Genomic DNA, 25,623 nt, shown 5'->3' with positions numbered 1-25,623 from the left:
CTGCCCCGCCGACCAGATCGTCCCCTGCCGCGCCGAGGCGCTGCAATGGGCGCTGGAACGCGGCTCGCGTTCGGGCCGGGTGGCCTATCAGTTCGCACGGGATTGGGCGGCACGGCATGGCTGAAGACAGGAACGCTCCGCTGCCCGGCCGCACCGACCGGATCATCGACGTCGCCGCTGGCTTGATCCTGCGCCCCGACGGCCAGTTGCTGATGGGACAACGCCCCGAAGGCAAGCCCTGGTCGGGCTGGTGGGAACTGCCTGGCGGCAAATTGGAGCCGGGCGAGACCGTGCTGCAGGCCTTGTCACGAGAACTGCGGGAAGAGATCGGCATCCGCGTCACCGAGGCCTGGCCCTGGGTGACGTACGTGCACGCCTATCCGCAGACCACCGTGCGCCTGTCCTTCTGCCAGGTCACCGGCTGGGAAGGCGAGCCTCGCAGCCTGGAGAACCAGCGCCTGGAATGGGTGGACCCGGCCAACGCCGGGGTGGTCGGCGACCTGCTGCCCGCCACCCTGCCGCCGCTGCGCTGGCTGACGCTGCCCACGTCCTACGGCATCAGCAGCATCGGCGGGCCCGATGGCTTGCCGGCGTTCCTGGCGCGCCTCGATGCCGCACTGGCCAAGGGCTTGAAGCTGGTGCAGTTGCGCGAGCCGCAGTGGCCCGGCGGCGCGGCCGGCCCGGCGCTGCATCAGGCCCTGCAAACGGTGCTGGCGCGTTGCCATGCGGCGGGTGCGCGGGTGCTGGTGAACAGTGTGCATCCGTCGGACTGGTGGAAAGAGGCCGACGGCGTGCACCTGCGCGCGGCCGACGCGGCGGCGCTAGCCGCGCGGCCCGATCTGGCTGAAAACGCCTTGGTAGGGGTGTCCGCGCATAGCCACGCGGAAGTGGTGCGAGCCCGAGAGTTGGGCGCGGACTTCGCCGTGCTGGGCCATGTGCTGGCCACGCCTTCGCATCCCGATCGACCCGGCATCGGGTGGGACGGATTCACCGAGGGCAGCCGCGACGCGGGCCTGCCGGTGTTTGCGCTGGGCGGACAGTCGGAAGCCACGCGGATCGAAGCGCGCCGGCATGGCGCGCATGGCATCGCGGCGATACGCGGGCTGCTGTAGACGGGATACTGGCCGCTTTCGGAATCAGGCGGCCGGTTCGGCGAAGACGTCTTGCAGATTGGAGGCGGATAGCATCGACAGCGCCCAGCGGTCGAGGTCGGGCGATGGCGCCTGCTTCAACCGCTGCTCAACGTCAGCCGACAAGGGGCCGAAACGATGAACCAGTTGTTGACGCAACAGGGCGTGCCGCCCCTGCTGCATGCCCTGCCGCAACCAATCCTGTGTCCAGCCCTTCACGGTGTCGTAAAGCATGGCGCGCGCCTCCTGTATATCGTTCAGCTCAGGAATCCTAGCACCGGGCATACGGGCAGGAAGCAGGGAATGCTGCAACCATCGGACCAAATCACGGTGCAGACCTGAAAAATCAGACTGAGGCGCACACTCGAGCCACACGGTAAGCGCGTGGCTTATCTCCTGCGGTGTGCGGCAGCACGGGCGGCAGCAGCTCACCCGCACCCGAGAACTGCTGGCGCGCCAGATCCTGATAGAACAACGCCAGGTACGCCATCATCCGCAGCGCCATGCGCGGATCCACCGACGACTGGAACTCGAGCAGCACGTAGACGTACAGCCACCGGTCGCCCGCCCTGATGCGCCAGGCCAGATCGCCCACGCGCGCTCGCCGGTCGTCGGTGACGAACGACACCGGCACTTTCTGCAGCGAGGAAAAATCCAGCTGCGCAACCCATGGTTCGCCCACGAAGCCTTGCAACAAGGCCTGGATCATCTCGCGGTGGGAAAACAGCAGCTTGTAGGTGGCGTCGTGCCGGGTCATCGCGATACGCGGTGGAAAACAAGGTTTCCACTTTATCCACGACGCGGGCATTCCGGGCACGAAGTGGGATTGTTCGTTCACGCGCAATTCCACGTACAACGGTCTTCGTACGCCAGAATCGCCCTCATCGTGCCTTGGGCGGAGCCATACACCCGCCGTCGCTGGACCGGGGCTACCCCGCCGCCCTCACTCCTTCGGCAATCCTTCCCAGCCCCCACCCAGCGCGGCGATCAACTGCACGCTGGCGACCAGGCGGCTGCCGACCAGCGACAATGCCGACCGTTCGGCGCTCAGCGCCGTAGTCTGCAAGGTCGCCACATCCAGGAAGTCGACCATGCCCTGTTCGTACTGGTTGCGGATCAGGCGCAGCGACTCTCGCGAGGCCTCCAGCGCGCGCGCCTGCACCTGCTGCTCCTGACCCAGCACACGCAGTTGAACCAGATAATCCTCGACCTCGCGCAGCGCCGTCAGCACCGACTGGCGGTACGACGCGGCCTGCGCATCGTAGGCCGCCCGGGCCTGGTCGACCTGCGCGTCGCGCGCGCCTCCGTCGAACAGCGTCAACGCCAACGACGGGCCCAGCGACCAGAAGCGTGCCGGCGCCGTCAACCAGTCGGCGAACGAACCATTGCGGAAACCGCCGTTGGCCGACAGGGTCAGGTCGGGAAACCAGGCCGATTGCGCCACGCCGATCTGTGCGTTGGCCGCCGCGGCACGGCGCTCGGCCGAGGCCACGTCCGGCCGGCGTTCCAGCAGCTCGGACGGCAGGCCGACGGGAATCTCGGGCAGTTGCTGCGTGAACGGCTGCGAAGGCAGCGAGAAACGCGATGGCGGCTGGCCCGTCAACACGGCGATCGCGTGTTCCAGCTGGCCGCGCTGCCAATCCAGGTCGACGGACTGCGCCCGCGCGTTCTCCAGTTGCGACGTCGCCACGGCCACGTCCGACCGGCCCGCCACGCCGGCGTCGTAGCGATTGCTCGTCAGCCGCAGCGAACGCTCATAGGCGGCGATCGTCGCTTCCAGCAGGCGTTTCTGTTCATCCTGCACGCGCAACTGGAAGTAGTTCTGCGCCAGCGCGGCCTGCGAGCTGAGCCGCGTGGCGGCGAGGTCGGCGGCGGAGGCCTGGGCACTGGCGCGGCTGGCTTCCAGCCCACGGCGCAGGCGGCCCCACACGTCGGCCTCCCAACTGACGGTGCCCGTCAGCGAATACTGGTTGCCGACCGACGACCCGCCGGTGCCCGCCCCCCCGCTGCCCCCGCCCGAGCGCGTCACGCCCGCGCTGGCGCCGATGGTGGGGAAGAAGCCGGCGCGCGCGCCCTGCACCAGCGCCTGCGCCTGCCGGTAGTTGGCCTCGGCCACCGCCACGTCCTGGTTGGCCGTGTTCAACTGCCGCATCAGGCCGTCCAGCACGGGGTCGCCATACACCGTCCACCACTGGCCACGCTGCGCGTCGTCGCGCGGATGGGCAGGCTTCCAGCCGGGCACCTGCTCCTGTCCTTCCTTGTAGCCCACGCCCACGTCGATGGCAGGACGCTGGTAATCCGGCCCGACCGCGCAGGCCGACAGCGCCAGGCATAGCAGCGCCGCGCTGCCGCGCAAGGTCAGACCGGAAAGACGATGACTGAGAACTCGGATCATGGATGGGATACGTGAGGATCCACCCGTTGGCGACGGCGGCGCGCGGCCCACAGGCGGAATCGATCGAGGAACAGGTAGACCACGGGGGTGGTGTAGAGCGTCAGGATCTGGCTGAGCACCAGGCCGCCCACGATGGTGATGCCCAACGGACGCCGCATTTCCACGCCAGGGCCGGTCGCCATCAACAGAGGCAGCGCGCCGAAGATCGCGGCCATGGTGGTCATCATGATGGGGCGAAAGCGCGTCAGGCAGGCTTCGTAGATGGCCTGGCGCGGCGGCAGATCGCGCCGCCGCTCGGCCTCGAGCGCGAAGTCCACCATCATGATGGCGTTCTTCTTCACGATGCCGATCAGCAGGAACACCCCGATCAGCGCGATCAGCGTGAACTCGCTGCCCAGCAGCATCAGCGCCAGCAGCGCCCCCAGCCCCGCCGACGGCAGGGTCGACAGGATGGTCAGCGGGTGCACCAGGCTTTCGTAAAGGATGCCCAGCACGATGTACATGGTGACCAGCGCCGCCAGGATCAGCCAGGGCTGCTGCGCCAGCGTCTTCTGCAACTCGGCCGCGCTGCCCTGGAAACCCGCCTGGATCTGGTCGGACGGCAGGCCGATGCGCGCCACGGCCGCGTCGATGGCAGCCGTGGCCTGGCCCAGCGACACCCCGGGCGCCAGGCTGAACGAAATCCAATCGGCCACGAACAGCCCCTGGTGCTGCACGCTCAGCGGCGCGTTGCCGACCTCGTAGCGGGCCACCGCCGCCAGCGGAATGCGCTGGTCGTTGCTGCCGATCACGTACACGTCCTTCAGCGAATCGGGATCCTTCGCGAACTGCTGGTCGACGCCCATGACCACGTGGTACTGGTTCAGCGGCCCGTACATCACCGATACCTGTCTCTGGCTGAACGAGTTGTTCAGCACCGCCGAGATGGCGGACATGCTGATGCCCAGCCGCGTGGCGGCATCGCGGTCGATCACCAGGTTGACCTGGCGGCCCTTGTCCTCGGTATCGGCGTCCACGTCGGTCAGCTCGGGCAAGGCGGCCATCGCGCGCTGGACGCGCGGCATCCAGGTGCGCAGCAACTGCAGGTCGCCCGCCATCAGGCCGTAGTCGTACGACCCCTGGCTGGAGCGCGCGCCGACACGGATGTCCTGTTGCGCCACCAGGAACAGGCGAGCGCCGGGCTCGCGTTGCAGGCGCGCCCGCAGGCGCTCGATGACCTTTTCCGCGCTGACCCCCCGCTGCTCCAGCGGCTTCAACTGCACCTGCACGAAGCTGCTGTTGCTGCCTCCGCGGCCCCCGGCGTAGGCCGTCACGCTTTGCACGGCAGGGTCCTGCATCAGCACCTTGCGGAAGTATTCGAGCTTGGGCACGGTCGACTGGAACGACGACCCCTGGTCGGCCCGGAAGAAGCCGAGCAGTTGGCCGGTGTCCTGCTGCGGGAAAAACCCCTTCGGCACCACGGTATACAGGTACACGTTCAGCCCGATGGCCGCCGCCAGCACCAGCATCGTCAGCTTGGCATGGCGCAGCGCCCATCCGAGACTGCGCGCATAGCCGCGCTGCATGGCGCCCATCAGGGCGTCCAGCGCCCTGTTGATTCGATTGGGCGCGGCCGGCCTCGGATCGGCCACCCTCGGCTCGGCCCGCAGCATGCGCGCGCACATCATCGGCGTGAGCGTCAGCGACACCACCAGCGACACCAGGATGGACGCCGACAAGGTCACCGCGAACTCGCGGAACAGCCGCCCCGCCACGCCCCCCATGAGCAGGATGGGAATGAACACCGCGATCAGCGACAGGCTCATGGACAGCACCGTGAATCCCACCTCGCGCGAACCGCGCAGGGCCGCCCGCATCGGCGAGGCGCCGTTCTCGATGTGGCGCATGATGTTCTCCAGCACCACGATGGCGTCGTCCACCACGAAGCCCGTGGCCACGATCAGGGCCATCAGCGACATGGTGTTCAGCGTGTAGCCGCACAGGTACATGACGCAGAAGGTGCCCACCAGCGACACCGGCACGGCCAGGCTGGGAATGATCGCGGCACGCCAGCGCCGCAGGAACAGCAGCACCACCATCATCACCAGCCCCACCGCGATGACCAGGGTCAGCTCCGCCTCGTGCAGCGAGGCGCGGATGCTCGGCGAGCGGTCCTGGGCCACGCTGAGATTGACGTCGCCGGGCAGGAACGCCGCCAACTGCGGCAGTTGCGCGCGCACCGCGTCGACGGTTTCGATGATGTTGGCGTCGGCCTGGCGCCGCACGATCAGCAGAATGGCCTGGCGGTCGTTGTAGAAGCCGGTCTGGAACAGGTCTTCGACGGAATCCTGCACCTCGGCCACGTCCGACAGGCGCACCGGCGCGCCATTGCGCCACGCCACGATCAGGGGCCGGTACTGCTCGGCGCGATCGAGCTGGTCGCTGGCCATGACCTGCCAGTGATACTTGTCGTTTTCCAGCATGCCCTTCGGGCGATTGGCGTTGGCGCTGGCCAGCGCCTGGCGCACTTCGTCCAGCGACACGCCGCGGCTGGACAGCGCGCCCGGGTTCAGGTCGACCCGCACGGCGGGCAGCGAACTGCCGCCCACGGTGACCTCGCCCACGCCATTCACCTGCGACAGCTTCTGCGCCACGATGGTGGTGCCCAGGTCGTACAGCTTGCCCTGCGTCAGCGTGCCCGACGTCATCGCCAGCGTCATGATGGGCGCGTCCGACGGATTGGCCTTGTGATACGTCGGGTTGCTGCGCAGGCTGGTCGGCAGCAGCGAGCGCGCGGCATTGATCGCTGCCTGCACGTCGCGCGCCGCGCCGTCCACGTCGCGAGAAATGTCGAACTGCAGCGTGACGCGGGTGGAGCCCTGCGAACTGCGCGAGGTCATCTCGGTGACGCCGGCGATACTGCCCAGCGAGCGCTCCAGCGGCGTGGCCACGCTGGACGCCATGGTCTCGGGGCTGGCGCCCGGCAGGCTGGCCGACACCGAGATCGTGGGGATGTCCATCTGCGGCAGCGGCGCCACCGGCAGCAGCCAGTAGCACAGCGCCCCCGCCAGCACCATCGCCAGGGACAGCAGCGTGGTGGCGACAGGACGGAGGATGAAGGGCGCCGACAGGATCATGGCTGGCGCACCGGCTGCGGCTGGCCATCGGTCCGCTTGCCGCGGCGCGACAGGCGGTCGAACATCAGGTAGATGACCGGCGTGGTGAACAGCGTCAGCACCTGGCTGACCAGCAGGCCGCCCACCATCACCAGGCCCAGCGGCTGGCGCAGCTCGGCGCCCGTGCCCGTGGACAACATCAGGGGCAGCGCGCCGAACAGGGCCGCCAGGGTCGTCATCAGGATCGGCCGGAAACGCAGCAGCGCGGCCTCATGGATGGCATCGCGCGGCGCCAGGCCGCGATTGCGTTCGGCGTCCAGGGCGAAGTCGATCATCATGATCGCGTTCTTCTTCACGATGCCGATCAGCAGGATGATGCCGATGATGCCGATCATGTCCAGGTCGGTGCCGCTGATCAGCAGCGCCAGCAGCGCCCCCACCCCCGCCGACGGCAGCGTCGACAGGATGGTGATGGGATGGATGTAGCTTTCATACAGCACGCCCAGCACGATGTACATCGTGATGATGGCGGCCAGGATCAGCCACAGCGTGCTGGACAGCGAATTCTGGAACGCCAGCGCCGCGCCCTGGTAGCGGGTCTCGATACTGGCGGGCATGCCGATCTCCTGCTCGGCCGCCGCGATGGCCTGCACGGCCGCCGACAGCGACGCGCCATGCGCCAGGTTGAACGACATCGTCACCATCGGAAACTGGTCGAGCCGGTTCACGGCCAGCACCGAACGCCCCTCGATCACCTTGGCCACGCTGGACAGCGGCACCTGCTGGCCATCGGACGTGGCCACGTGCAGCCGCGAGATGGCGGCCGGCCCGTTGCCGAACTGCGGCTCGACCTCCAGCACCACGCGGTACTGGTTGGACTGCGTGAAGATGGTGGAGATCAGGCGTTGCCCGTAAGCGTCGTAGAGCACCTCGTCGATGGCCGCCGCCGTGATGCCCAGGCGCGACGCCGCATCGCGGTCGATCTCGACCCAGGCCTGCAGGCCCTGGTCCTGCAGGTCGTGCGTGACGTCGCTGAGCTCGGGCACGCGGTTCAGGCGCTCGACCAGCTTGGGCACCCACTCGGCCAGCACGTCCAGGTCGGGATTGGACAGCGTCATCTGGTATTGCGTGCGCGCCACCCGGTCGTCGATGGTCAGGTCCTGCACCGGCTGCATGAAGACCTGCATGTCGCTCTGGCCGTCCTTGAACGACTGCTGCAGGCGCTGGATGACGTCGGGCATGCCGTCGCTGCGTTCGCCGTGCGGCTTCAGCGCGATCTGCATGCGGCCGGCGTTCAGCGTGGCATTGCTGCCGTCCACGCCGATGAAGGACGACACGGACGCCACGGCCGGATCCTGCATCGCCAGGCGGGCCACGGCCTCCTGCCGCTCGGCCATGGCCTTGAAGGACACCGACTGCGGCGCCTGCGTGATGGCCTGGATCATGCCGCTGTCCTGCTGCGGGAAAAAGCCCTTGGGAATCACCATGTACAGCAGCACGGTCAGCGCGAAGGTGCCCAGCGCCACCAGCAGGGTCAGCGGCTGATGGCGCAACACCACGCCCAGCATGCGGTCGTAGCGCGCGATGATGCCGTCGATGAAGGCGCCCGTGGCGCGGTGGAAACGGCCGTGCTTCTGCTCGGACTCGGGCCGCAGCAGGCGCGCGCACATCATGGGCGTCAGGGTCAGCGACACCACCAGCGAAATCAGGATCGCCACCGCCAGCGTCACGGCGAACTCGCGGAACAGCCGGCCCACCACCTCGGTCATGAACAGCAGCGGGATCAGCACGGCGATCAGCGAGAACGTGAGCGAGATCAGCGTGAAGCCGATCTGGCTGGCGCCCTTCAAGGCCGCCGCCATGGGCGTCTCGCCCTCTTCGATGTGGCGCGCGATGTTCTCGATCATCACGATGGCGTCGTCCACCACGAAGCCCGTGGCGATCGTCAGCGCCATCAGCGTCAGGTTGTTGATGCTGAACCCGGTCAGATACATGACGCCGAAGGTGCCCACCAGCGACAGCGGCACCACCACGCTGGGAATCAGCGTGACGATGAAACTGCGCAGGAACACGAAGGTGACCATCACCACCAGCGCGATGGCCAGCATCATCTCGTGCTGCACGTCGGTCACGGAATCGCGGATGGTCTGGGTGCGGTCGGCCACCACCGTCACGTCCAGGGTGGCGGGCAGCGAGGCGCGCAGCTGCGGCAACAGCGCCTGGATTCGGTCCACCACGTCGATGACGTTGGCGCCCGGCTGGCGCTGCACGTTCAGCAGGATGGCCGGCTTGTCGCCCACCCAGGCCGCCTGGCGCACGTCCTCGGCGCCCTGCACCGCGCGGCCCACGTCGGACAACCGCAGCGGCGCGTTGTTGCGGTAGGCGATGATCAAGTCGTTGTACGCCGTGGGCGACTGCAACTGGTCGTTGGCATTGATGGTGATCGAACGCTGCGGACCGTCGAGGTTGCCCTTGGGCTGGTTGACGTTGGCTCCGACCACCGCGGTGCGCAGGTCGGACAGGCTCAAGCCCGCCGCGGCCAGCGCCTGCGGATTGACCTTGACGCGCACCGCCGGCCGCTGGCCGCCCGCCACGCCGACCAGGCCCACGCCCGGAATCTGCGACAGCTTCTGGGCCATGCGGGTATCGACCAGGTCGCGCACCCGCGGCAGGGGCATGGTGGGCGAGGTGATGGCCAGCGTCAGCACCGGCGCATCGGCCGGGTTCACCTTGTTGTAGGTGGGCGGCACCGGCAGGTCGTTGGGCAGCAGGTTCGAGGCGGCATTGATGGCCGCCTGCACCTGCTGCTCGGCCACGTCCAGGGACAGGGCCAGGTCGAACTGCATCGTGATGACCGACGCGCCCCCCGAACTGGCGGACGACATCTGGGCCAGGCCCGGCATCTGGCCGAACTGCCGCTCCAGCGGCGAGGTGACCAGGGAGGTCATCACGTCGGGGCTGGCCCCGGGATACAGCGTGACGACCTGGATGGTGGGGTAATCGACCTCGGGCAGCGCCGACACCGGCAGCATGCGGTAGGCGATCAGGCCGGCGATCAGGATGGCCACCATCGACAGCGTCGTGGCGACCGGCCGCAGGATGAACAGGCGCGACGGGCTCACGGCGGCCCCTTACCTGGCTCGGCGGTTGCGCTGGCCCTGGACCTGCGCATCGGCGCCGGTCTGGCTGCCGGGCGTGGCCGGGATGGCGGTCTGCGGCGTCACCACGTCGATCCTGGCGCCGGCGCGCAGGCGGTCGGTGCCCTCGACCACCACGTTCTCACCCGGCTGCATGCCCTTGTTGACCGCGACCCAGTCGCCATTGACCGGACCCAGCTCGACCTGCCGCACCTCGACCGTGTTGTCGGCCTTGGCCACGAACACGAAGGAGCCGGCCGAGCCCTGCTGCACGGCGGCCGTGGGAATGGCGGTGACCTGCGAACGCGTCTCGACCAGCAGCCGCGCATTGACGAACTGATTGGGAAACAGCGACTGGTCGGCGTTGTCGAAGCGCGCCTTGAGCTTGACCGTGCCGGTGGTGATGTCGATCTGGTTGTCCACCGTTTCGAGTTGGCCGGTTGCCAGGCGCGTGGTGTCGGCGCGGTCGTAGGCTTCGACCCGCAGCGTGCTGCCGGCGCGCAGTTGCGCCAGCACCTGCGGCAATTGGGTTTCAGGCAAGGTGAACAGCACGGAGATGGGCTGCGTCTGGGTGATGACCACCACGCCATTGGTGTCGCTGCTGGACACCAGATTGCCCTGGTCCACCTGGCGCAGGCCCAGCCGGCCGCCGATGGGCGCGGTGATGCGCGAATAATCCAGTTGCAGTTTGGCGTCGTCGACCGCCGCCCGATTGCTCTTGATCGTGCCTTCGTACTGGCGCACCAGCGCGGCCTGCGTGTCCAGTTGCTGCTTGGCAATGGAATCCTGCTTGAACAGCGCCTGATAACGCTGCAGGTCGCGCCTGGCGTTCTCCAGTTGCGCGAGGTTCTGCTGCAAGGTGCCCTGGGCCTGGTCCAGCGCCACCTGGAACTGGCGGGGATCCACCTGGGCCAGCAGGTCGCCGGCCTTCACCGTCTGGCCTTCCTGGAAGGCCACCTTGACCAGCTCGCCGCTGACCCGGCTGCGCACGGTGACCGTGTTGTAGGCAGTGACGGTGCCCAGCGCCCGCAGGATCACTTCGATCTGCTGGCTGCGCGCGGCGGTGACCTTGACCGGCACCGGCATGTCGGCCATGAAGGACGAGCCGCCGGCCATCGGGCCGCGCCGCCCGGCATGGCCCGAGCCCCCGGTCGTACCCGCCGGCCGCAGGAACCACCACAGCAAGGCGGCGGCGACCAGGATGACCACGACGGTCACGAGCAGGCGGCGCTGGCGGCGCGGCGCGGTGGCGGGGTGAATCTCAGGCATGGGACATCCGGGTGAACGACGAGTGGCGCTATTGTCCAACAGAGCGCCGCAGGGCGACGACCGTTTGAAATAAAACGCAACAGGAATCGGGTCCGACCCGCGGCGGACCGTTTGGTTCGCCGCTACGCGTCGCCAGGAAGGCGAACCGGCGTTCCACAGAAGGAAAAGTCGTTCAGACCGAGCACAGGGACAGCTGGAACGGGACGTCGCGCGCGACCGGCTGCGGCTTCAGTTCGCCATCCTGGGTCGAAAACCGTATCCAGATCATGTACTTGTTGGCGCTGATCTCGGGAAATACGCCCTGGCCGGGGTCGATCCAGACACGCAGCAACTGATGCGTCTTGCCGCCCAGCATCTGCTGGTAGGCGCCCTGCTCGGCCGCCATCGGCGACTTGCGGCCGGATTCGCGCAGCAGCCGCAATGCCATGGCCAGGCCCTCGCACAACGGCGCCAGCGGCGCGCTCCAGGCTTGCAGATCCGCATGGCGCACCTCGGCCGGCTTGTGCTGCCAGGCATGGTACGACGGCATGTCGACCTGGGTGGCGCCGCCCGGCACGGCCAGCCGGCCGCGCAGGCTGACCAGCCATTCGTTCTCGCGCAACGCCTGCCCCGTCTTGCCCTGGGCCGACAGCGCGCCCGCGGCGCGTTCCATCTCGCGCAGCATGTCGTCCAGCGTCTGCTGGGCCACGTCGGGATGGTCGCGCAGGCCGGCCAGGGCCATGCGCTGGCGCTCCAGGTCTTGCAGCACCGCGCTCTTCACGTCGGTGCGTTCGCAGGTTTCGAGAATGTCGAACAGCGTGGTGACTGCGATCTGGTGCTGACGGATGTCATCGCCACGCGCAAAGAAGAACAACCTGTCGAAAAGATATTCCAGCCTGAGATAGGCCCGGATACGCTCGTTGAAAGGATATTCGTAAAGGATCACTCGCTGCAGGCCCGTGGTGGCCGGCCATGGGCCGGTAAATTGTCAGGCGGAAAAGGTCAGGCGGGACTGCCGGGTTCGCGGGGGTGTCCGCCCGTTGCCGCTGCCCATTCGATCCAGCGATCGTGCATGCGACGCGTCCGCGCGTGCAGCATCTCTGGCGTGGTGTCGCCGTCGTTGACGATGATGTCGTCGGCGGCGGCCAGCCGGGTGTCCCGCGCGGCCTGTGCCGCCATGATACGCCGGATGGCGTCCGGCGTCAGCCCGCTGCGGGCCTGCACGCGGGCCACCTGCGTGTCGGGATCGCAATCGACCACGCATATGCGATCGACGCGCGTGCGCCAGCGTCCGGACTCGACCAGCAGCGGCACCACGTACACCACATAGGGGCCATCGGCCCGCTCGGCGGCCCGGCGCGTGTGCTGGTCGATCATGGGATGCAGCACCGCCTGCAGGCGCTCGCGTTCCGCGGGTTCGCGAAAGACCCGGTCGCGCATCCAGGCGCGGTCCAGCGCGCCGTGCGCGTCCACCGCGCGCTCGCCGAACGCCTCGCGCAGCGCGGGCATCGCCGCGCCGCCCGGGCCGGTCAACCCGTGCGCAATCAGGTCGGTGTCGATCAGGGTGGCGCCCCAACTGCCCAGCAGGTCCGCCACGCGCGACTTGCCCGAGCCGATGCCGCCGGTCAATCCGATGCTGTACATGCCTGGCCCTCCTGCCTTATCGACCGAAAACCGCCAGCCAGGGCGGCTGCCCCGCGGCCAACAGCATCAGGATACCGCCCGCCGCCAGGTAGGGACCGAAGGGCAGCGGCTGGCCCTGCTCGACCCGGCCCGCCACCCGCAGCCCCAGCCCCACGATGACCCCCGCCAGCGAAGCGCCCAGCAGCAGCCAGGGCAAGGCGGCCACGCCCAGCCAGGCGCCCAGCGCGGCCATCAGCTTGAAATCGCCATAGCCCATGCCCTCGCGCCCCGTGACCAGCTTGAAGACGTGGAACACCGACCACAGGACCAGATAGCCGGTCACGGCGCCGACCACGGCCAGCGACAGCGGCGCCAGCCCGTCCCCCAGGTTGACCAGCAGGCCGGCCCAGGCCAGGGGCAGCGTGATGGCGTCGGGCAGCAGGCCGGTTTCGGTATCGATCCAGCCCAGCACCAGCAGCGCGCCGACCAATCCCATGGCGCACAGCGCCATGGGGGTGGGGCCGAAGCGCCACGCGCAGGCCGCGAACAGCGCCGCCATGGCGAGTTCGAAAGCCGGATAGCGCCGGCCAATGGGCGCGCGGCAGCCGGCGCATTTTCCGCGCAGCGCCAGCCAGCCCACCAGCGGCATGGCGCGCCAGCCGCGCACCGGCGCCTCGCAGGACGGGCAATGCCAGCCGGGGCGCAGCAGGCCATAGGGCTGCCCGGCGTCGGACTCGGCCGGCGACTCGGCGGCTGCTTGCTCCTGGCGCAGCGCCGCCTGCCATTCGCGCTCCATGATGCGCGGCAGGCGATGGGCGACGGCGCCCAGCGGGCCACTGACCGCCAGGCCCAGCAACGCGGCCAGCAGCACCGCCAGCCCGGGATCGAGGGAATACATATGCCACATGGAGTCAGGCCGCCTGGAAATCGAACCCGGCGGCGCCCGCCGGACGCCGCATTATTCCGGCTGGGCGGCGATTCATCAAACGCAGCCCGCCGGCATCGCCGGGTATACCCGTATACAGGGATAAATGCGTAGAATCGGGGGCATCAGGCATACGGGTCTGTGTATCGGTACGCCGCCCTTCTTCGTCTCCTTCCGGACACCTCATCATGTCTCCCGCCCCCGCCCGCGTCACGCGTTCCCGCCTTCTGGCCGCCGCCGGACTGACCTCCACGTTGCTGGCGGCCGGCTGCTCGCAGTTCGGCAGCCCGGGCTATTACAACCCGCCGGCCGAAAGCACCGTCACCGATGCGCAGTACCACGGCCAGGGCGCGGGCTACCGTACCGTGGTGCACGCCCCGTCGCAGTTGCAGATCGACCTGAGTCCGGACACGCCGCGCCGCCCCACCCAGACGCCGGGCGGTTCGCAAGCCCCGCAGACGGGCACGCCGGCCCCCACCGCCAACGGCGCGGCGGCAATGAATCCGGCCCTGGCCGACTCGCCGGTGCCGCCCGTTCCGCCGGGCGGCGCCAACGCCCGCATGGTCAACCGCACCGCCGCGGCGGATCCCATGCAGGACGCGGCCGGCCCGGCCAACCCGGAAGCGCAGGCCTTCATGCCGCAGGCACAGACCTACATGGGCACGTTCCCGTGTTTCTCGCGTTCGATGCAGTGCCAGGCCGAAGCCCAGCGCGTCACCCTGACCCTGGCTCCCAATGGCCGCTGGCGCGCCCGCTCCCAGGCGCTGGAAGGACAGGGCAAGCCCGTGGCCGAGCAAGGCTGCTGGAACGTCACCGGCGAACGCCCCGCCCGCCTGCTGCTGCTGGATGCCTCGGGCAACACCCGCGCGGAACTGCTGGCCTCGGCCAACAACGTGCTGCGCGTGCGCTCGGTGCTGGGCAACGCCCCCACGCTGGACTACAGCCTGACGCGCCAACCCGACCTCGATCCGATCGACGAACTGGTCAAGCAGCCGACCCCGGCCTGCCACTAAGCGGTACCACCGCCCGGCCCGGCGCGCCCGTACCCGTGCCCGCCAGGCAGCGGTGCGGGCACAGCGCACACGCCAGTTCCAGCGTGGTGCGCACCCCCATCTTGCGGAAGATGCGCGCGCGATGCGCCTCGGCTGTGCGAGTGGAAATGCCGAAATCGATCGCGATGACCTTGTTGGACTGCCCCTGGGCGATATAGCCCAATAGTTCGCGTTCGCGCGGAGTAAGCGCCGGCTGGCCCGGCGGCAGAGGGCTTGGCGGACGACTGCCGCAATGCATGGTTGCCTCCGTTGCAATTCAGGATTGCAAGGAGTGTGGCACGCCCGCCGTGCGGGTTGAAGCTACCAATTCTGGCAGGGGATTCCCCCTTGAGGCGGCTCGGCGGGCGGATCGACGAACCTCCGTGCTACGCACTCCGGCATCGCCCTTGAGGCGGCTCGGCGGGCGGATCGACGAACCTCCGTGCTACGCACTCCGGCATCGCCCTTGAGGCGGCTCGGCGGGCGAATCAACGAACCTCCGTGCTACGCACTCCGGCATCGCCCTTGAGGCGGCTCGGCGGGCGAATCAACGAACCTCCGTGCTACGCACTCCGGCATCGCCCTTGAGGCGGCTCGGCGGGCTCAGAGCTCCAGGTTGTCGATCAGGCGGGTGGCGCCCAGCTTGGCGGCGGCCAGCGCCACCAGGGGTTCGCCCGCCTGCATGTCGGCCGCGGTGGGCGCCTGCAGGTCGCGTTGGCGGCGCACCGAGATGTAGTCCACCTGCCAGCCGCGCTCGCCCAGCACGCGCATGGCGTCGGCCTCCAGCCCCAAGGCATCCCGCGCGCCGCCGCGCACCTGCTCACGGATACCGTTGAGCACCGCATGCAGCGCGGGCGCTTCGGCGCGCTCGGCCTCGCTCAGGTAACGGTTGCGCGAGGACAGCGCCAGGCCATCGCCGGCCCGCACGGTTTCGTGCGCCAGGATGTCCACGGGCAGCTGGAACTGCCGGCACATGCTGCGCACCACCATCAGTTGCTGGTAGTCCTTCTTGCCGAAAACCGCCACGCGCGGCTGCACGCACGACAGCAGCTTCAGCACCACCGTGCAGACACCGCCGAAAAAGCCGGGACGGAACTCGCCCTCGAGGATGTTGCCCAGGTCATCGGGCGGCTGCACGCGATAGTTCTGCGGCTCGGGGTACATCTCGCGCTCGTCGGGCGCGAACACCACGTACACGTCGCGCTGCTTTTCAAGCTTCTCGATATCGTCCTGCAGCGTGCGCGGATAGCGGTCGAAATCCTCGTTGGGACCGAACTGCAGGCGGTTGACGAACACGCTGGCGACCACGGGGTCGCCGTGCTGGCGCGCCAGTTTCATCAAGGCCAGATGGCCCTCGTGCAGATTGCCCATGGTGGGCACGAAGGACACGCGGTTCTGGCCGCGCAGGTGGTCACGCAATTCCTGGATGGTATGGACGACTTTCACGGGAGTCTCCGCTCGGAGGCGCCGGGTACGCCAGCACGGGCCGCGTCAGGCGGCGGCCGCGACGCTGGTGTAGGCCAGGCGCACGTAGATGGGGGCGTAGGGCTCGGCCTGGGTGATGTCGAGCAGGGATTCGCGCGCGAGTTCGAGCATGGCGATGAAATGCACGACCACCACCGCCACCGGCGCGCCCTCGCGGATGCGCTCGAGGAAGAGCTCGCCGAATTCCATGAAGCGCACTTCGTTCAGGCGCCGCAGGATGTGGGTCATGTGGTCGCGCACCGACAGCTGCTCGCGCGTGATGTGATGGTGCTGGTTGAGCTTGGCGCGCTTCATGATGTCGGCCCAGGCCGCGCGCAGGTCGTCGACGCTGACGTCGGGCATCATGCGCTCGACGCTGATCTCGGCCACGGCTTGCGAACGGACGAAGTCGCGCCCCAACTGGGGAATCTTGTCGAGCTTCTGCGCCGCCAGCTTCATCTGCTCGTATTCGAGCAGGCGGCGCACCAGTTCGGCACGCGGGTCTTCGGCCTCTTCGCCGGTATCCGACTTTTTCACCGGCAGCAGCATGCGCGACTTGATCTCGATCAGCAGCGCAGCCATCAACAGGTATTCGGCGGCCAGTTCCAGGTTGTGGGTCCGGATCTGGTCGACGTAGGAAAGGTATTGCCGCGTGACATCCGCCATCGGGATGTCCAGCACGTTGAAGTTCTGCTTGCGGATCAGGTAGAGCAGCAGATCCAGCGGCCCCTCGAAGGCCTCCAGGAAGATCTCCAGCGCATCGGGCGGAATGTACAGGTCGTTGGGCAGTTGGAACAGCGGCTCGCCGTACAGGCGCGCGAACGCCACGGAGTCGACCACGTCCGGTGTGCTGTCGACTTTGGGCTCCACGAGCGCGGCAAGGTCGGCGGCAGGATTACGGGACGACATGGGACCGCGCGGGTGCTGGGCAGAGGGATCAGTCGGCCGAATAGACGTAGGGCTTCTGCGGCACGCGGCCGGCACGGAAGCCCTCGAGCAGTTCCGCATCCTGCGGCTTGTCCCACAGGCGGCCGCGGCCTTCGCGCTGACGTTCTTCGACGTCGGGATGCTGCGCCTTGTAATCCTTCAGGAATTTGGTGATTTCGGATTCGTAGTTGGCCATGATGCGGATGCGGACCGGCGGGTTGTGGATCCCGGAAGTGTACTTCAGCTTGCGGCCTGGCCGTCACGGAATGACACGACCTCCCCGCCCCGCGCGGGGGGGCCGGCGTTACAATCGCTGCGCTCCCCCACACCCCTCCCCGCGCGCCGCGCTCCAATGTCCTCAGAACAAGCCCCAGCCGCCTCCGATCCCCTACGCGCCGCCCGTGCCGCCCGCATGATCCCCTTCATCGTGGGATGCGCGCTGTTCATGCAGATGCTCGATGCCACCGTGGTGGCCACGGCGCTGCCCGCCATGGCGGCGGCCCTGAATTCGACACCGGTGCGGCTGAACGTGGCCATCACCTCGTACCTGCTGGCGGTGGCGGTTTTCGTGCCGGTCAGCGGCTGGGCGGCCGACCGCTACGGCGCGCGCCGGGTGTTCATCACCGCCATCGGCCTGTTCGCGGTCAGCTCGGTCGGCTGCGCGCTGGCGCAGGACGTCACGCAACTGGTGCTGGCGCGCATCCTGCAGGGCATGGCCGGCGCGATGATGGTCCCGGTGGGGCGGATCATCCTGCTGCGCATCGTGCCCAAGCACGATCTGCTGAAGGCCATGTCGTTCCTGTCCCTGCCCGCCCTGCTGGGCCCGGTGATCGGCCCGCCGCTGGGGGGCTTCATGGTCACGTACATGTCGTGGCACTGGATCTTCCTGATCAACCTGCCCATCGGCGTGCTGGGCATCATCCTGGTCATGCGCTACGTGGACGAGATCCGCGAGATCAACGCGCCGGCCCTGGATCTCTGGGGCTTCGTGCTCAGCAGCGTGTGCCTGGCCGCGCTGGTCAGCGGCTTCGAATCGCTGGGCCGCGGCCTGATGCCCATCTGGATGCAGGGGGGGCTGCTGGCGCTGGGTTTCGGATGCGGCGCGCTGTACGTACGCCATTCGCGCCGCGTCGCGCATCCCATCATCGACCTGTCGCTGCTGCGCATCCCTACCTTCTCCATTTCCACGCTGGGCGGCAACCTGTGCCGCTTCACGGTGGGCGGCACGCCATTCCTGCTCGCCATGCTGCTGCAGGTGGGCTTCGGGATGTCGCCGTTCCAGGCCGGCATGATCACCTTCGCCGGCGCGGCCGGCGCCATGCTGATGAAGTTCGTGGCCACGCCCATCGTGCTGCGCTTCGGCTTTCGCCGCGTGCTGATGATCAACGCGGTGCTGACCGGCATCTTCGTCATGGCCTGCGCCACTTTCACGCCCGAGACGCCCGCATGGCTGATGATCGTCATCCTGTTGATCGGCGGTTTCTTCCGTTCGCTGCAATTCACGGGCGTCAACACGCTGGCCTATGCCGACATCGCCCCCGAACGCATGAGCAGCGCCAGCAGCTTCTCGGCCATGGCGCAGCAGCTCGGCATCACGCTGGGCGTTGGCGTGGCGGCCGTCTCGCTGAACATCAGCATGTCCGCGCGCGGCGGCGAACACCTGGTGGTGGGCGACGTCATCGTCGGCTTCCTGGTGATCGGGGTAGCATGTCTGCTTTCGGTATTTTCGTTCCGGCGCCTGTCGCCTGACGCAGGCGCCCAACTCAACCAGGCGAGGGCGCGCCGTGCCGACTCATGAATTCATCCTGGCCCTGGACCAGGGCACGACCAGTTCGCGAGCCATCGTGTTCGACCGCTCGGGCGCGGTGCGCGGCACCGGCCAGCGTGAGTTCCGCCAGTACTACCCGCAACCCGGCTGGGTGGAACACGACGCGGGCGAGATCTGGCGCACCCAGATCGAGGTGGCGCGCGAAGCGTTGCGCAACGCGGGCGCCAGCGCCGCCGACGTCGCGGCCATCGGCATCACCAACCAGCGAGAGACCACGCTCATCTGGGAGCGCGCCACGGGCCGCCCCCTGGCCCGCGCGCTGGTCTGGCAGGACCGACGCACCGCGCCGATCTGCGAGCAACTGCGCCAGGACGGCCATGCCGATTGGCTGCAGGAACGCACCGGCCTGGTGGTGGATGCCTATTTCTCGGGCACCAAGCTGTGCTGGCTGCTGGACAACGTGCCGGGCGCGCGCCAGGCCGCCGAACGCGGCGAACTGGCCTTCGGCACCATCGACACCTGGCTGGTGTGGCACCTGACGGGCGGCAAGGTGCACAGCACCGACGCCACCAATGCCGCGCGCACCATGCTGTACGACCTGCATTCGCACGACTGGAACGACGACATCCTGGCGCTGCTGCGCATTCCGCGCAGCCTGCTGCCCCAGGTCGCGCCCAGCAGCGGCGAAGTGGGCCGCACCCTGCCCGAACTGCTGGGCGGCGCCATTCCCATCGCGGGCGTGGCCGGCGACCAGCACGCCGCCACGTTCGGCCAGGCCTGCTTCACGCCCGGCATGGCCAAGAACACCTACGGCACCGGCTGCTTCATGCTGATGAACGTCGGCGACCAGCCGGTGGCCTCGTCCAACAACCTGCTGTCCACGCTGGGCTGGATGCTGCCCTCGCCCTCGGGCCCTCGAACCACGTACATGCTGGAAGGCGGCATCTTCGTGGCCGGCGCGGCGGTGCAGTGGCTGCGCGACGGACTGGGCATCATCCCGCGCTCGGCCGACGTCGAGGCCCTGGCCACGCAGGTCGAGGACACCGACGACGTTTTCCTGGTGCCCGCCTTCGCTGGCCTGGGCGCGCCGCACTGGGATCCCTACGCACGCGGCGCCATGATCGGGCTGACGCGCGGCACCACGCGCGCCCACATCGCGCGCGCCACGCTGGAATCGATCGCGCTGCAAAGCGCCGAACTGCTGGCCTGCATGAACGCGGACAGCGGGATCGACCTGTCCGAGCTGCGCGTGGACGGCGGCGCCACCCGCAACGACCTGCTGATGCAGATGCAAGCGGATCTGCTGGGCGTCCCCGTGGTGCGGCCCCGCGTGGCCGAATCCACCGCGCTGGGCGCCGCCGGCCTGGCGGGCCTGGCGGTGGGATTCTGGCAGTCGCTGGACGAGTTCGCCGCCCAGTGGCGCGCCGATCGCCGTTTCGAGCCGGCCTGGCCGGCCGACCGGCGCGAGGCCAGGTTGAAACGCTGGCGGCAGGCCGTCGAGCACGCCAAGGGCTGGGCCAGGCAGGACTGAGCTCGCCGCAGCACGGCGAGGGCAGGCCTGCGCGGCGGGCCTGTCTTCCCGCCCGCCGCCAGACGGCCCTTCCATGCCCGCCCGCATGGATGCCGTGCGTATGGCCTAGCCCTCGTGCACGGCATCGCGCGCCTTCCTCCAAAAGGTCCATGCCGCCCTCGCTGGGCGGCGCGGGCACGCCTGGCCTCGCCCACCGCTTTCCTCATGCCGGCCGCCTAGGCCATTTCCACGACGCCGTTCTGGCCTAGCCCGAAGCGGCAATTGGTCGCGACGGGATTAGCGCGAATGATGCGCTCACCCCCCGCCGCGAACGACTCGCCCTTGCAGGCGCGGCGGCCAATTCTCGACTCCGTGGGAAGGACTGGGCATCGCCATGAATCCACTACGCCAAACGGACCGGCATCCGGCCGGGCCGGCATATGCCGCCATGCCTGCGCCAGGCGCCGGCCCGAATGATCGCGGCGCGTGCCGCCCCGGGCGGCCCGGGCCTTTCGACGGCATGGCGCCGGCCAGGCTGGCCGCGCGGGCGCGCACCGGTCCCGGCCATGCGCCCTCGCCATGGCGCCACGCGGCCCGGCTGTCGGCGCTCTCGTGCGCCCTGCTGGCGGCGGGATTCGCCGCGCCCGCCATGCCGGCGTCGGTGTGCCACGCCGGCATGCCCTCGCAGGCGCCGGCCAGCGGCGGCCAATGCGGCGTGTCCAGCTATCACCCGCCCGGCAGCAACGACGGCGCGGGCGGCGCGGTGGTCAGCGGCGGCGACGTCATCACGCTGCACGGCACCTCGCCGGTCAGCACGGGCTACAGCGGCAACACCACCGTCGACAGCAGCACGGTCACTGTCGTGTCGGGCACGTTCCAGTCCCAGGCGTTGGTCATCGGCGCGCAGAGCGTGGCGGTGGCGGGGCCGAACGACGCGGCCGGCGTCAACCAGGTCTACCGCGTGTACGACTCGGGCACCTTCGCGGACCAATCGAACGCGAACACGCCCGTCCAGCAGTTCGAGGACGTCGCCGGGGACATGTACCACCACGCCTCGCTGGGCCAGGTCGACCGGGGCGGCGGCACGCTGAACGTGAACCTCGGCGCGGACCCCGCGGGCGCGCCGTCCGCCAATCGCATCACGATGGTGTCCAAGCAGACCTACCTGACCCGCGCGGACGGCACCGGCGAGGCGGCCAGCACCGTGTCGTGGCAGTCCCGCAACCAGGTCGACATGGGCATCGATCCCGGGCTGCCGACCCCCGATGAAAACGGGTTCGTCACGGTGTACGTGCCGGTGACCACCTACGCGGGCGCGGTCACCTTCAACGGCGTGACCCACACCATCACCAATGCCGCGCAGCTGGCGGCCTACAACGACACGCTGGTCGCGGCGCTGGAAAGCGGCGTGCTCGGCTCGCAGGACGCCTACGACCGGGCGTTCGCCATGGCCTACGCCACGACCAACATGCCGGTGCGCTACCAGACGAACACCACCGACGGCGACCTGGCGCGCCTGCCGAACGGAGACCGCTACGCCATGCTGGCGCAGGGCGGCGCCGGCGCCGTCGCGCTGGGCGCGCAGATCGACGCCACCCGTGCCTCGGGCGCCATCAAGGCCGCCCAGGGCGCGACGGTGACCAACAACGGCACGCTGTCCGGCAACATCGTGCAGCAGGTCGTCCGCATCGAAAGCGGCGCGCACTTCGTCAACGCGGGCACCGGCGTGGTGGCCTCGGGCTACCTGGCCGGAGACAGACTGGATACGGCCACGCAGGCCACGTTCTACTACACGGGCTCGGGCGTCCTGGCCACGGGCACGGGCAGCACGGTGCAGAACAGCGGCATCGTGAATACCGCGGGGCTGGCCTATGCCAACAACCTGTCGATGGGCATCGGGCTGGACCAGGGCGCGGCCGGCACCAACGACGGCATCATCAACGCCGGTGTGAATCCCGGCTACGCCAGCACGGTCGTGGGCGTGAACGTCAGCGGCGGCAGCGCCTTCACCAACGCGGCGGGCGGCACGATCTACGTGGGCCGCGCGGCGCAGTACAGCCCGGCCGACGCCACCACGGACGTCGCCATCGCCGCCCCCACCTACGGCATCCGCATCATGGATATGGGCGACCGCGCCGTGAACGACGGGCAGATCGCCATCGGCGCCGGCGCGCAGAACGCCGTGGCCATGTACTCCACCGCTCCCGTGCAGTCGCTGCTGCAGAACAACGGCACCATCACGATACGCGGCGCCGCCGGCGGCACGCCGCTGGCCAACGTCGGCATGATGGCCGACGACAACGGCGCGGCGGGCACGAACGCCGTCGTGCACAACGCGGGCACGATCAATCTCGCCGGCATCAATGGCATCGGCATCCTGGTCAACGCCAATCCCGGCGCCGCGGCCAACGCGCAGTCCAGCGGCGCCATCAACGTGAACGGTGGCCTCTCGCCCGCCAGCGGCACGCGCAACATCGGCGTGTGGGTGGATGGCGCGCTCGCCACGGCCAGCATCGGCGGCGGGGTGAACCTGACGGGCACCGGCGCCATCGGCATCTTCGCGCAGGACGGCGGCACGGTGCACGTGGCGGCCGGCGCGACGCCGCGCTTCCTGGGCGGCACGGACCAGATCGGGTTCTACGCCGCGGGCACGGGCTCGGCCATCGCCGTGGCCGACAACGTGCTGGGCGTGACGACGGAGCGGTCCACGATGTTCCGCGTGGCCGATGGCGCGGCGTTCCACGGCACGACCGCGGGCGGCAGCACGATGCGGCTGACGATCGCGGGCACCGACGCGCGCGGCGTCGTGGCGACCGGCATCGGCACCACGCTGTCCACGGGCGGCGCCGTGTATGACGTGACCGGCGCTGCCGGGGTGAACGGCGGCGCCGCCGCCATCGTGGTCGCGGGCGGCGCCACGGGTCGCCTGGATGCCGCCACGACGATCAGGCTGGGCCAGGCCGGCGCGACGGCGGGCATCGTCGACGGCCAGAGCCACGATCTGGCGGGCGCCGTGCGGGGCACGCCCACGGCCACCGTGCTGACCAACGACGCGGCGATCACGGCGGCGTCGGCCGGCGTGATCGGTTTCGTCGCGAGCAATCGCGGCGTGCTGGTGAACCAAGGCAGCGTGTGGCTGAACGGTGAGGCATCGACCGGCGTCGTGGCGGGTCCGGACGGAGAAGTCCGCAACGCCGGACTGATCCGCGTGGCGGACGGCGTGGGCGCGCTCGTGCGCGGCGCCAACGCCGTGCTGCGCAACGACGGCGCCATACAGGCCGACGACGGCGCGGCGGCCGTGCGCCTGAGCGGCGCAGGCGCCTCCGTGGCGCTGACGGGCGCGGGCCCCGTACAGGCCGCGGCCGCGGCCGCGGGCGTGCTGCTGGACGACACGAATACCGGCGGCGCTGTCGTGGCCAGCACGGCCCGCATCGCCTCGCAGGGAAGCGGCCCGGCCATAGACAACCGCGCCGCCGGCAGCCTGGTCGCGCTGTCCGGCTCCGTCGTTGCCGCCACGGGCGCGCAAGGCGTCGGCATCCGGGTAACGGGCCGCGACACCGAGCTGGCCCTGGATCGGACGGCCGTCCAGGGCGTGGCCGGCGGCATCGCACTGGCGGATGCCGGTAGCGCGCAAGTGTCCCGCGTGATCATCACGGGCGGGTCGATCGACGCCCAGGCGGGCAACGCCATCGACGTGGCCGGGACGCGTGCAGCCATCACCGTGCGCGGCGGCGCCACCCTCGCCGCCGGCTCGGGCACCCTGCTGCAACTGAGCCGGGGCAGCCTGGCGGACTTCACCGCCGAAGGCATATCGCTGCGCGGCGACGCGCTCGCGGACGACAGCAGCCGCGGCACGGTGATTCTGCGCGCAGGCGCGATGCTGACGGGCCGCGTCGACCCCCTGTCCGTGGACATCGACGCCAGCAGCACGTGGCGCGTGACCGCCAGCTCGCAAACCGAGACCCTGTCCAATGCGGGCACCATCGCGTTCATCGCGCCCACCGGCGATCCGGCACGGCCCGCCAGCTACGGCACCTTGACCACGCAACGCTATACAGGCAACGGCCTGGCGGTGCTGAACACCTATCTGGGCGGCGGGCCGTCGGCCAGCGACCGCCTGGTCATCGACGGCGGCGCGGCAACGGGCGCCACCGCCCTGCGCATCGACAGGACCGGCCGGGCCGGCGCCCCCACCACCGGCGACGGCATCAACGTCGTGGCCACGGCCAACGGCGGCACGACGGCGCCCGGCACGTTCCGGCTGGCCTCGCCCGTGCAGGCGGGCGCCTACGAGTACCTGTTGCACCGCGGCGGCAGCGCCGATCCGCAGGCCTATTACCTGCGGTCCACGCTCGAAACGGACGCCGGCGATCCGGCTCCCCCGCCGCCGATTGCCTACCGGCCGGCCGTTCCGGCCTATGCGCTGATCCCCGCGCTGAACCTGGACTACGGCTTTTCCAACCTGGGCCGCCTGCAAGAGCGGGTGGGCGACATCGCCAGCAGCGAGCGCGGCCAGCAGGACAACCGCCATGGCGTATGGGGCCGCGCCGGCGGGCTGGGCATGAACGCCGACGCCGGCAGCCGCTACGCGGTGAACCAGCACACATTCTTCATGCAGTTCGGCAAGGACTGGACCCTGTCGCAGCCGCAGGCAGGCGGCAGCACGCATGCGGGCGCGACGCTCGGCCTGGGCACCGCCAGCGCGACATTCCGCGACCGCCTGCGCAGCCTGGACGCGACGCTGTCCGAGAAGACCGGCAGCACCACCACGCAGGCGCAGAGCCTGGGCGGCTACTACACCCTGTACGGCCCGGAAGGCGGCTATTGGGACAGCGTCGTCCAGGCCACCCGCTATCACAACAAATACAACGACGCCTACGGCGGCACGGCAACCCAGAACGGCTATGGGGTGGTCCTGTCGCAGGAGATCGGCCAGCCGATTCCGTTGGCCGGCAAACTGGCCATCGAACCCCAGGCGCAACTGGCCTATCAGTACCTGAAGCTGCGCGGCTTCGAAGACGGCATCTCAGCGGTATCCGCCAGCGGCAGCCACGCGCTGCGCGGCCGGCTGGGCGTGCGCATCTTCGTGCCCGGGCTGGACACGGCGGACGGCACGGGCAGCGCCACGCCCTACCTGACCGTCGACGTGCTGCACGATTTCATCGGCGCGCGCCGCGTGCGGGTGGATGACGCGGCCTTGCGCGAGGGCCTGGGCCGCACCTGGACGGAAGTGGGCGCGGGCCTGAGCATGCGGGCCGGCCCGTCGGGCCAGTTGTATGCCGCGGTGAAGGTCGCCAGGAACCTGGGCGCAGACGAGCGGCGCGGCCTGTTCGGCCAGGTGGGATACCGGTACAGCTGGTGATGCGGGAT

General features: G+C 69.4%; 19 protein-coding genes. 6 read left to right on the top strand and 13 right to left on the bottom strand.

Going from position 1 to position 25,623, the window contains the following annotated elements:
- Positions 1-124 (top strand): DUF815 domain-containing protein (locus A6745_RS27755; protein ID WP_156513318.1); only part of this gene is annotated, 124 nt, incomplete at its 5' end.
- A complete protein-coding gene (locus A6745_RS08685) occupies positions 117-1,112 on the top strand; it encodes a Nudix family hydrolase (RefSeq protein WP_066125719.1) in 996 nt (331 codons plus the stop codon). The genes A6745_RS27755 and A6745_RS08685, both read left to right, overlap by 8 nt.
- 24 nt (positions 1,113-1,136) lie before the next feature.
- Here the strand turns inward: A6745_RS08685 and A6745_RS28960 are convergent, their stop codons facing one another.
- From A6745_RS28960 to A6745_RS08640, 9 genes are all read right to left on the bottom strand, one after another.
- Positions 1,137-1,364 carry a DUF4351 domain-containing protein gene (locus tag A6745_RS28960; RefSeq protein ID WP_197488118.1) on the bottom strand — a complete coding sequence of 76 codons (228 nt, stop codon included), beginning with the start codon at positions 1,362-1,364 and terminating at the stop codon, positions 1,137-1,139.
- A 112-nt stretch (positions 1,365-1,476) separates the two neighbouring features.
- On the bottom strand, positions 1,477-1,968 hold the full coding sequence (locus A6745_RS28955) for an Rpn family recombination-promoting nuclease/putative transposase (protein ID WP_197488117.1): 492 nt from the start codon (positions 1,966-1,968) through the stop codon (positions 1,477-1,479).
- Positions 1,969-2,073: 105 nt separating this feature from the next.
- A complete protein-coding gene (locus tag A6745_RS08670) occupies positions 2,074-3,525 on the bottom strand; it encodes an efflux transporter outer membrane subunit (RefSeq protein WP_066125713.1) in 1,452 nt (483 codons plus the stop codon).
- Positions 3,522-6,641: a multidrug efflux RND transporter permease subunit gene (locus A6745_RS08665; protein WP_066125712.1), complete on the bottom strand. Its 3,120-nt coding sequence runs from the start codon at positions 6,639-6,641 to the stop codon at positions 3,522-3,524. Before A6745_RS08665 ends, A6745_RS08670 begins: the two co-directional genes overlap by 4 nt.
- Positions 6,638-9,742, bottom strand: coding sequence for an MdtB/MuxB family multidrug efflux RND transporter permease subunit (locus A6745_RS08660; RefSeq protein WP_066125709.1), 3,105 nt, complete (start codon positions 9,740-9,742; stop codon positions 6,638-6,640). Before A6745_RS08660 ends, A6745_RS08665 begins: the two co-directional genes overlap by 4 nt.
- A gap of 9 nt (positions 9,743-9,751) precedes the next feature.
- Positions 9,752-11,026, bottom strand: a complete 1,275-nt coding sequence (locus A6745_RS08655) for an MdtA/MuxA family multidrug efflux RND transporter periplasmic adaptor subunit (RefSeq protein WP_066125707.1) — start codon at positions 11,024-11,026, stop codon at positions 9,752-9,754.
- A gap of 172 nt (positions 11,027-11,198) precedes the next feature.
- Complete coding sequence (gene zapD / locus A6745_RS08650; RefSeq protein ID WP_066125705.1) at positions 11,199-11,951, bottom strand: cell division protein ZapD; 753 nt, start codon at positions 11,949-11,951, stop codon at positions 11,199-11,201.
- Positions 11,952-12,007: 56 nt separating this feature from the next.
- A complete protein-coding gene (gene coaE, locus A6745_RS08645) occupies positions 12,008-12,649 on the bottom strand; it encodes a dephospho-CoA kinase (RefSeq protein ID WP_066125703.1) in 642 nt (213 codons plus the stop codon).
- A 16-nt stretch (positions 12,650-12,665) separates the two neighbouring features.
- A complete protein-coding gene (locus A6745_RS08640; RefSeq protein ID WP_066125700.1) occupies positions 12,666-13,535 on the bottom strand; it encodes a prepilin peptidase in 870 nt (289 codons plus the stop codon).
- Positions 13,536-13,741: 206 nt separating this feature from the next.
- Between A6745_RS08640 and A6745_RS08635 the strand changes: the two genes are divergently transcribed.
- Positions 13,742-14,566: a hypothetical protein gene (locus A6745_RS08635; protein ID WP_066125698.1), complete on the top strand. Its 825-nt coding sequence runs from the start codon at positions 13,742-13,744 to the stop codon at positions 14,564-14,566.
- Here the strand turns inward: A6745_RS08635 and A6745_RS08630 are convergent.
- The 4 genes from A6745_RS08630 to A6745_RS08615 all read right to left on the bottom strand — a co-directional run bounded on the left by A6745_RS08630 (position 14,538) and on the right by A6745_RS08615 (position 17,174).
- Complete coding sequence (locus A6745_RS08630) at positions 14,538-14,843, bottom strand: LuxR C-terminal-related transcriptional regulator (protein ID WP_082852957.1); 306 nt, start codon at positions 14,841-14,843, stop codon at positions 14,538-14,540. The genes A6745_RS08635 and A6745_RS08630 overlap by 29 nt on opposite strands.
- A 344-nt stretch (positions 14,844-15,187) precedes the next feature.
- Positions 15,188-16,030, bottom strand: coding sequence for a pantoate--beta-alanine ligase (gene panC / locus A6745_RS08625; protein ID WP_066125694.1), 843 nt, complete (start codon positions 16,028-16,030; stop codon positions 15,188-15,190).
- Positions 16,031-16,075: 45 nt separating this feature from the next.
- A complete protein-coding gene (locus tag A6745_RS08620; RefSeq protein ID WP_066125693.1) occupies positions 16,076-16,957 on the bottom strand; it encodes a segregation and condensation protein A in 882 nt (293 codons plus the stop codon).
- A 28-nt stretch (positions 16,958-16,985) separates the two neighbouring features.
- Positions 16,986-17,174, bottom strand: coding sequence for a DUF3460 family protein (locus tag A6745_RS08615; protein WP_156513316.1), 189 nt, complete (start codon positions 17,172-17,174; stop codon positions 16,986-16,988).
- A gap of 153 nt (positions 17,175-17,327) precedes the next feature.
- Here A6745_RS08615 and A6745_RS08610 point away from each other — a divergent pair, with 153 nt between their 5' ends.
- From A6745_RS08610 to A6745_RS08600, 3 genes are all read left to right on the top strand, one after another.
- Complete coding sequence (locus A6745_RS08610) at positions 17,328-18,773, top strand: DHA2 family efflux MFS transporter permease subunit (RefSeq protein WP_066125689.1); 1,446 nt, start codon at positions 17,328-17,330, stop codon at positions 18,771-18,773.
- Positions 18,760-20,274, top strand: coding sequence for a glycerol kinase GlpK (gene glpK, locus A6745_RS08605; RefSeq protein ID WP_066125688.1), 1,515 nt, complete (start codon positions 18,760-18,762; stop codon positions 20,272-20,274). Before A6745_RS08610 ends, glpK begins: the two co-directional genes overlap by 14 nt.
- A gap of 427 nt (positions 20,275-20,701) precedes the next feature.
- Positions 20,702-25,615: an autotransporter outer membrane beta-barrel domain-containing protein gene (locus A6745_RS08600; RefSeq protein ID WP_156513315.1), complete on the top strand. Its 4,914-nt coding sequence runs from the start codon at positions 20,702-20,704 to the stop codon at positions 25,613-25,615.
- Positions 25,616-25,623 lie beyond the last annotated feature (8 nt).

Source organism: Bordetella ansorpii, assembly GCF_900078705.1.
Taxonomy (GTDB): domain Bacteria; phylum Pseudomonadota; class Gammaproteobacteria; order Burkholderiales; family Burkholderiaceae_B; genus Bordetella; species Bordetella ansorpii_A.
This window is presented reverse-complemented; position numbering and strand designations above follow the sequence as displayed.

Coding starts and splice junctions, on each gene's coding strand:
- A6745_RS08685 (WP_066125719.1), top strand. CDS start 117: ATGGCTGAAGACAGGAACGCTCCGCTGCCCGGCCGCACCGACCGGATC.
- A6745_RS28960 (WP_197488118.1), bottom strand. CDS start 1,364: ATGCTTTACGACACCGTGAAGGGCTGGACACAGGATTGGTTGCGGCAG.
- A6745_RS08670 (WP_066125713.1), bottom strand. CDS start 3,525: ATGATCCGAGTTCTCAGTCATCGTCTTTCCGGTCTGACCTTGCGCGGC.
- A6745_RS08665 (WP_066125712.1), bottom strand. CDS start 6,641: ATGATCCTGTCGGCGCCCTTCATCCTCCGTCCTGTCGCCACCACGCTG.
- A6745_RS08655 (WP_066125707.1), bottom strand. CDS start 11,026: ATGCCTGAGATTCACCCCGCCACCGCGCCGCGCCGCCAGCGCCGCCTG.
- coaE (WP_066125703.1), bottom strand. CDS start 12,649: ATGTACAGCATCGGATTGACCGGCGGCATCGGCTCGGGCAAGTCGCGC.
- A6745_RS08640 (WP_066125700.1), bottom strand. CDS start 13,535: ATGTGGCATATGTATTCCCTCGATCCCGGGCTGGCGGTGCTGCTGGCC.
- A6745_RS08635 (WP_066125698.1), top strand. CDS start 13,742: ATGTCTCCCGCCCCCGCCCGCGTCACGCGTTCCCGCCTTCTGGCCGCC.
- A6745_RS08630 (WP_082852957.1), bottom strand. CDS start 14,843: ATGCATTGCGGCAGTCGTCCGCCAAGCCCTCTGCCGCCGGGCCAGCCG.
- A6745_RS08620 (WP_066125693.1), bottom strand. CDS start 16,957: ATGTCGTCCCGTAATCCTGCCGCCGACCTTGCCGCGCTCGTGGAGCCC.
- A6745_RS08610 (WP_066125689.1), top strand. CDS start 17,328: ATGTCCTCAGAACAAGCCCCAGCCGCCTCCGATCCCCTACGCGCCGCC.
- A6745_RS08600 (WP_156513315.1), top strand. CDS start 20,702: ATGCCTGCGCCAGGCGCCGGCCCGAATGATCGCGGCGCGTGCCGCCCC.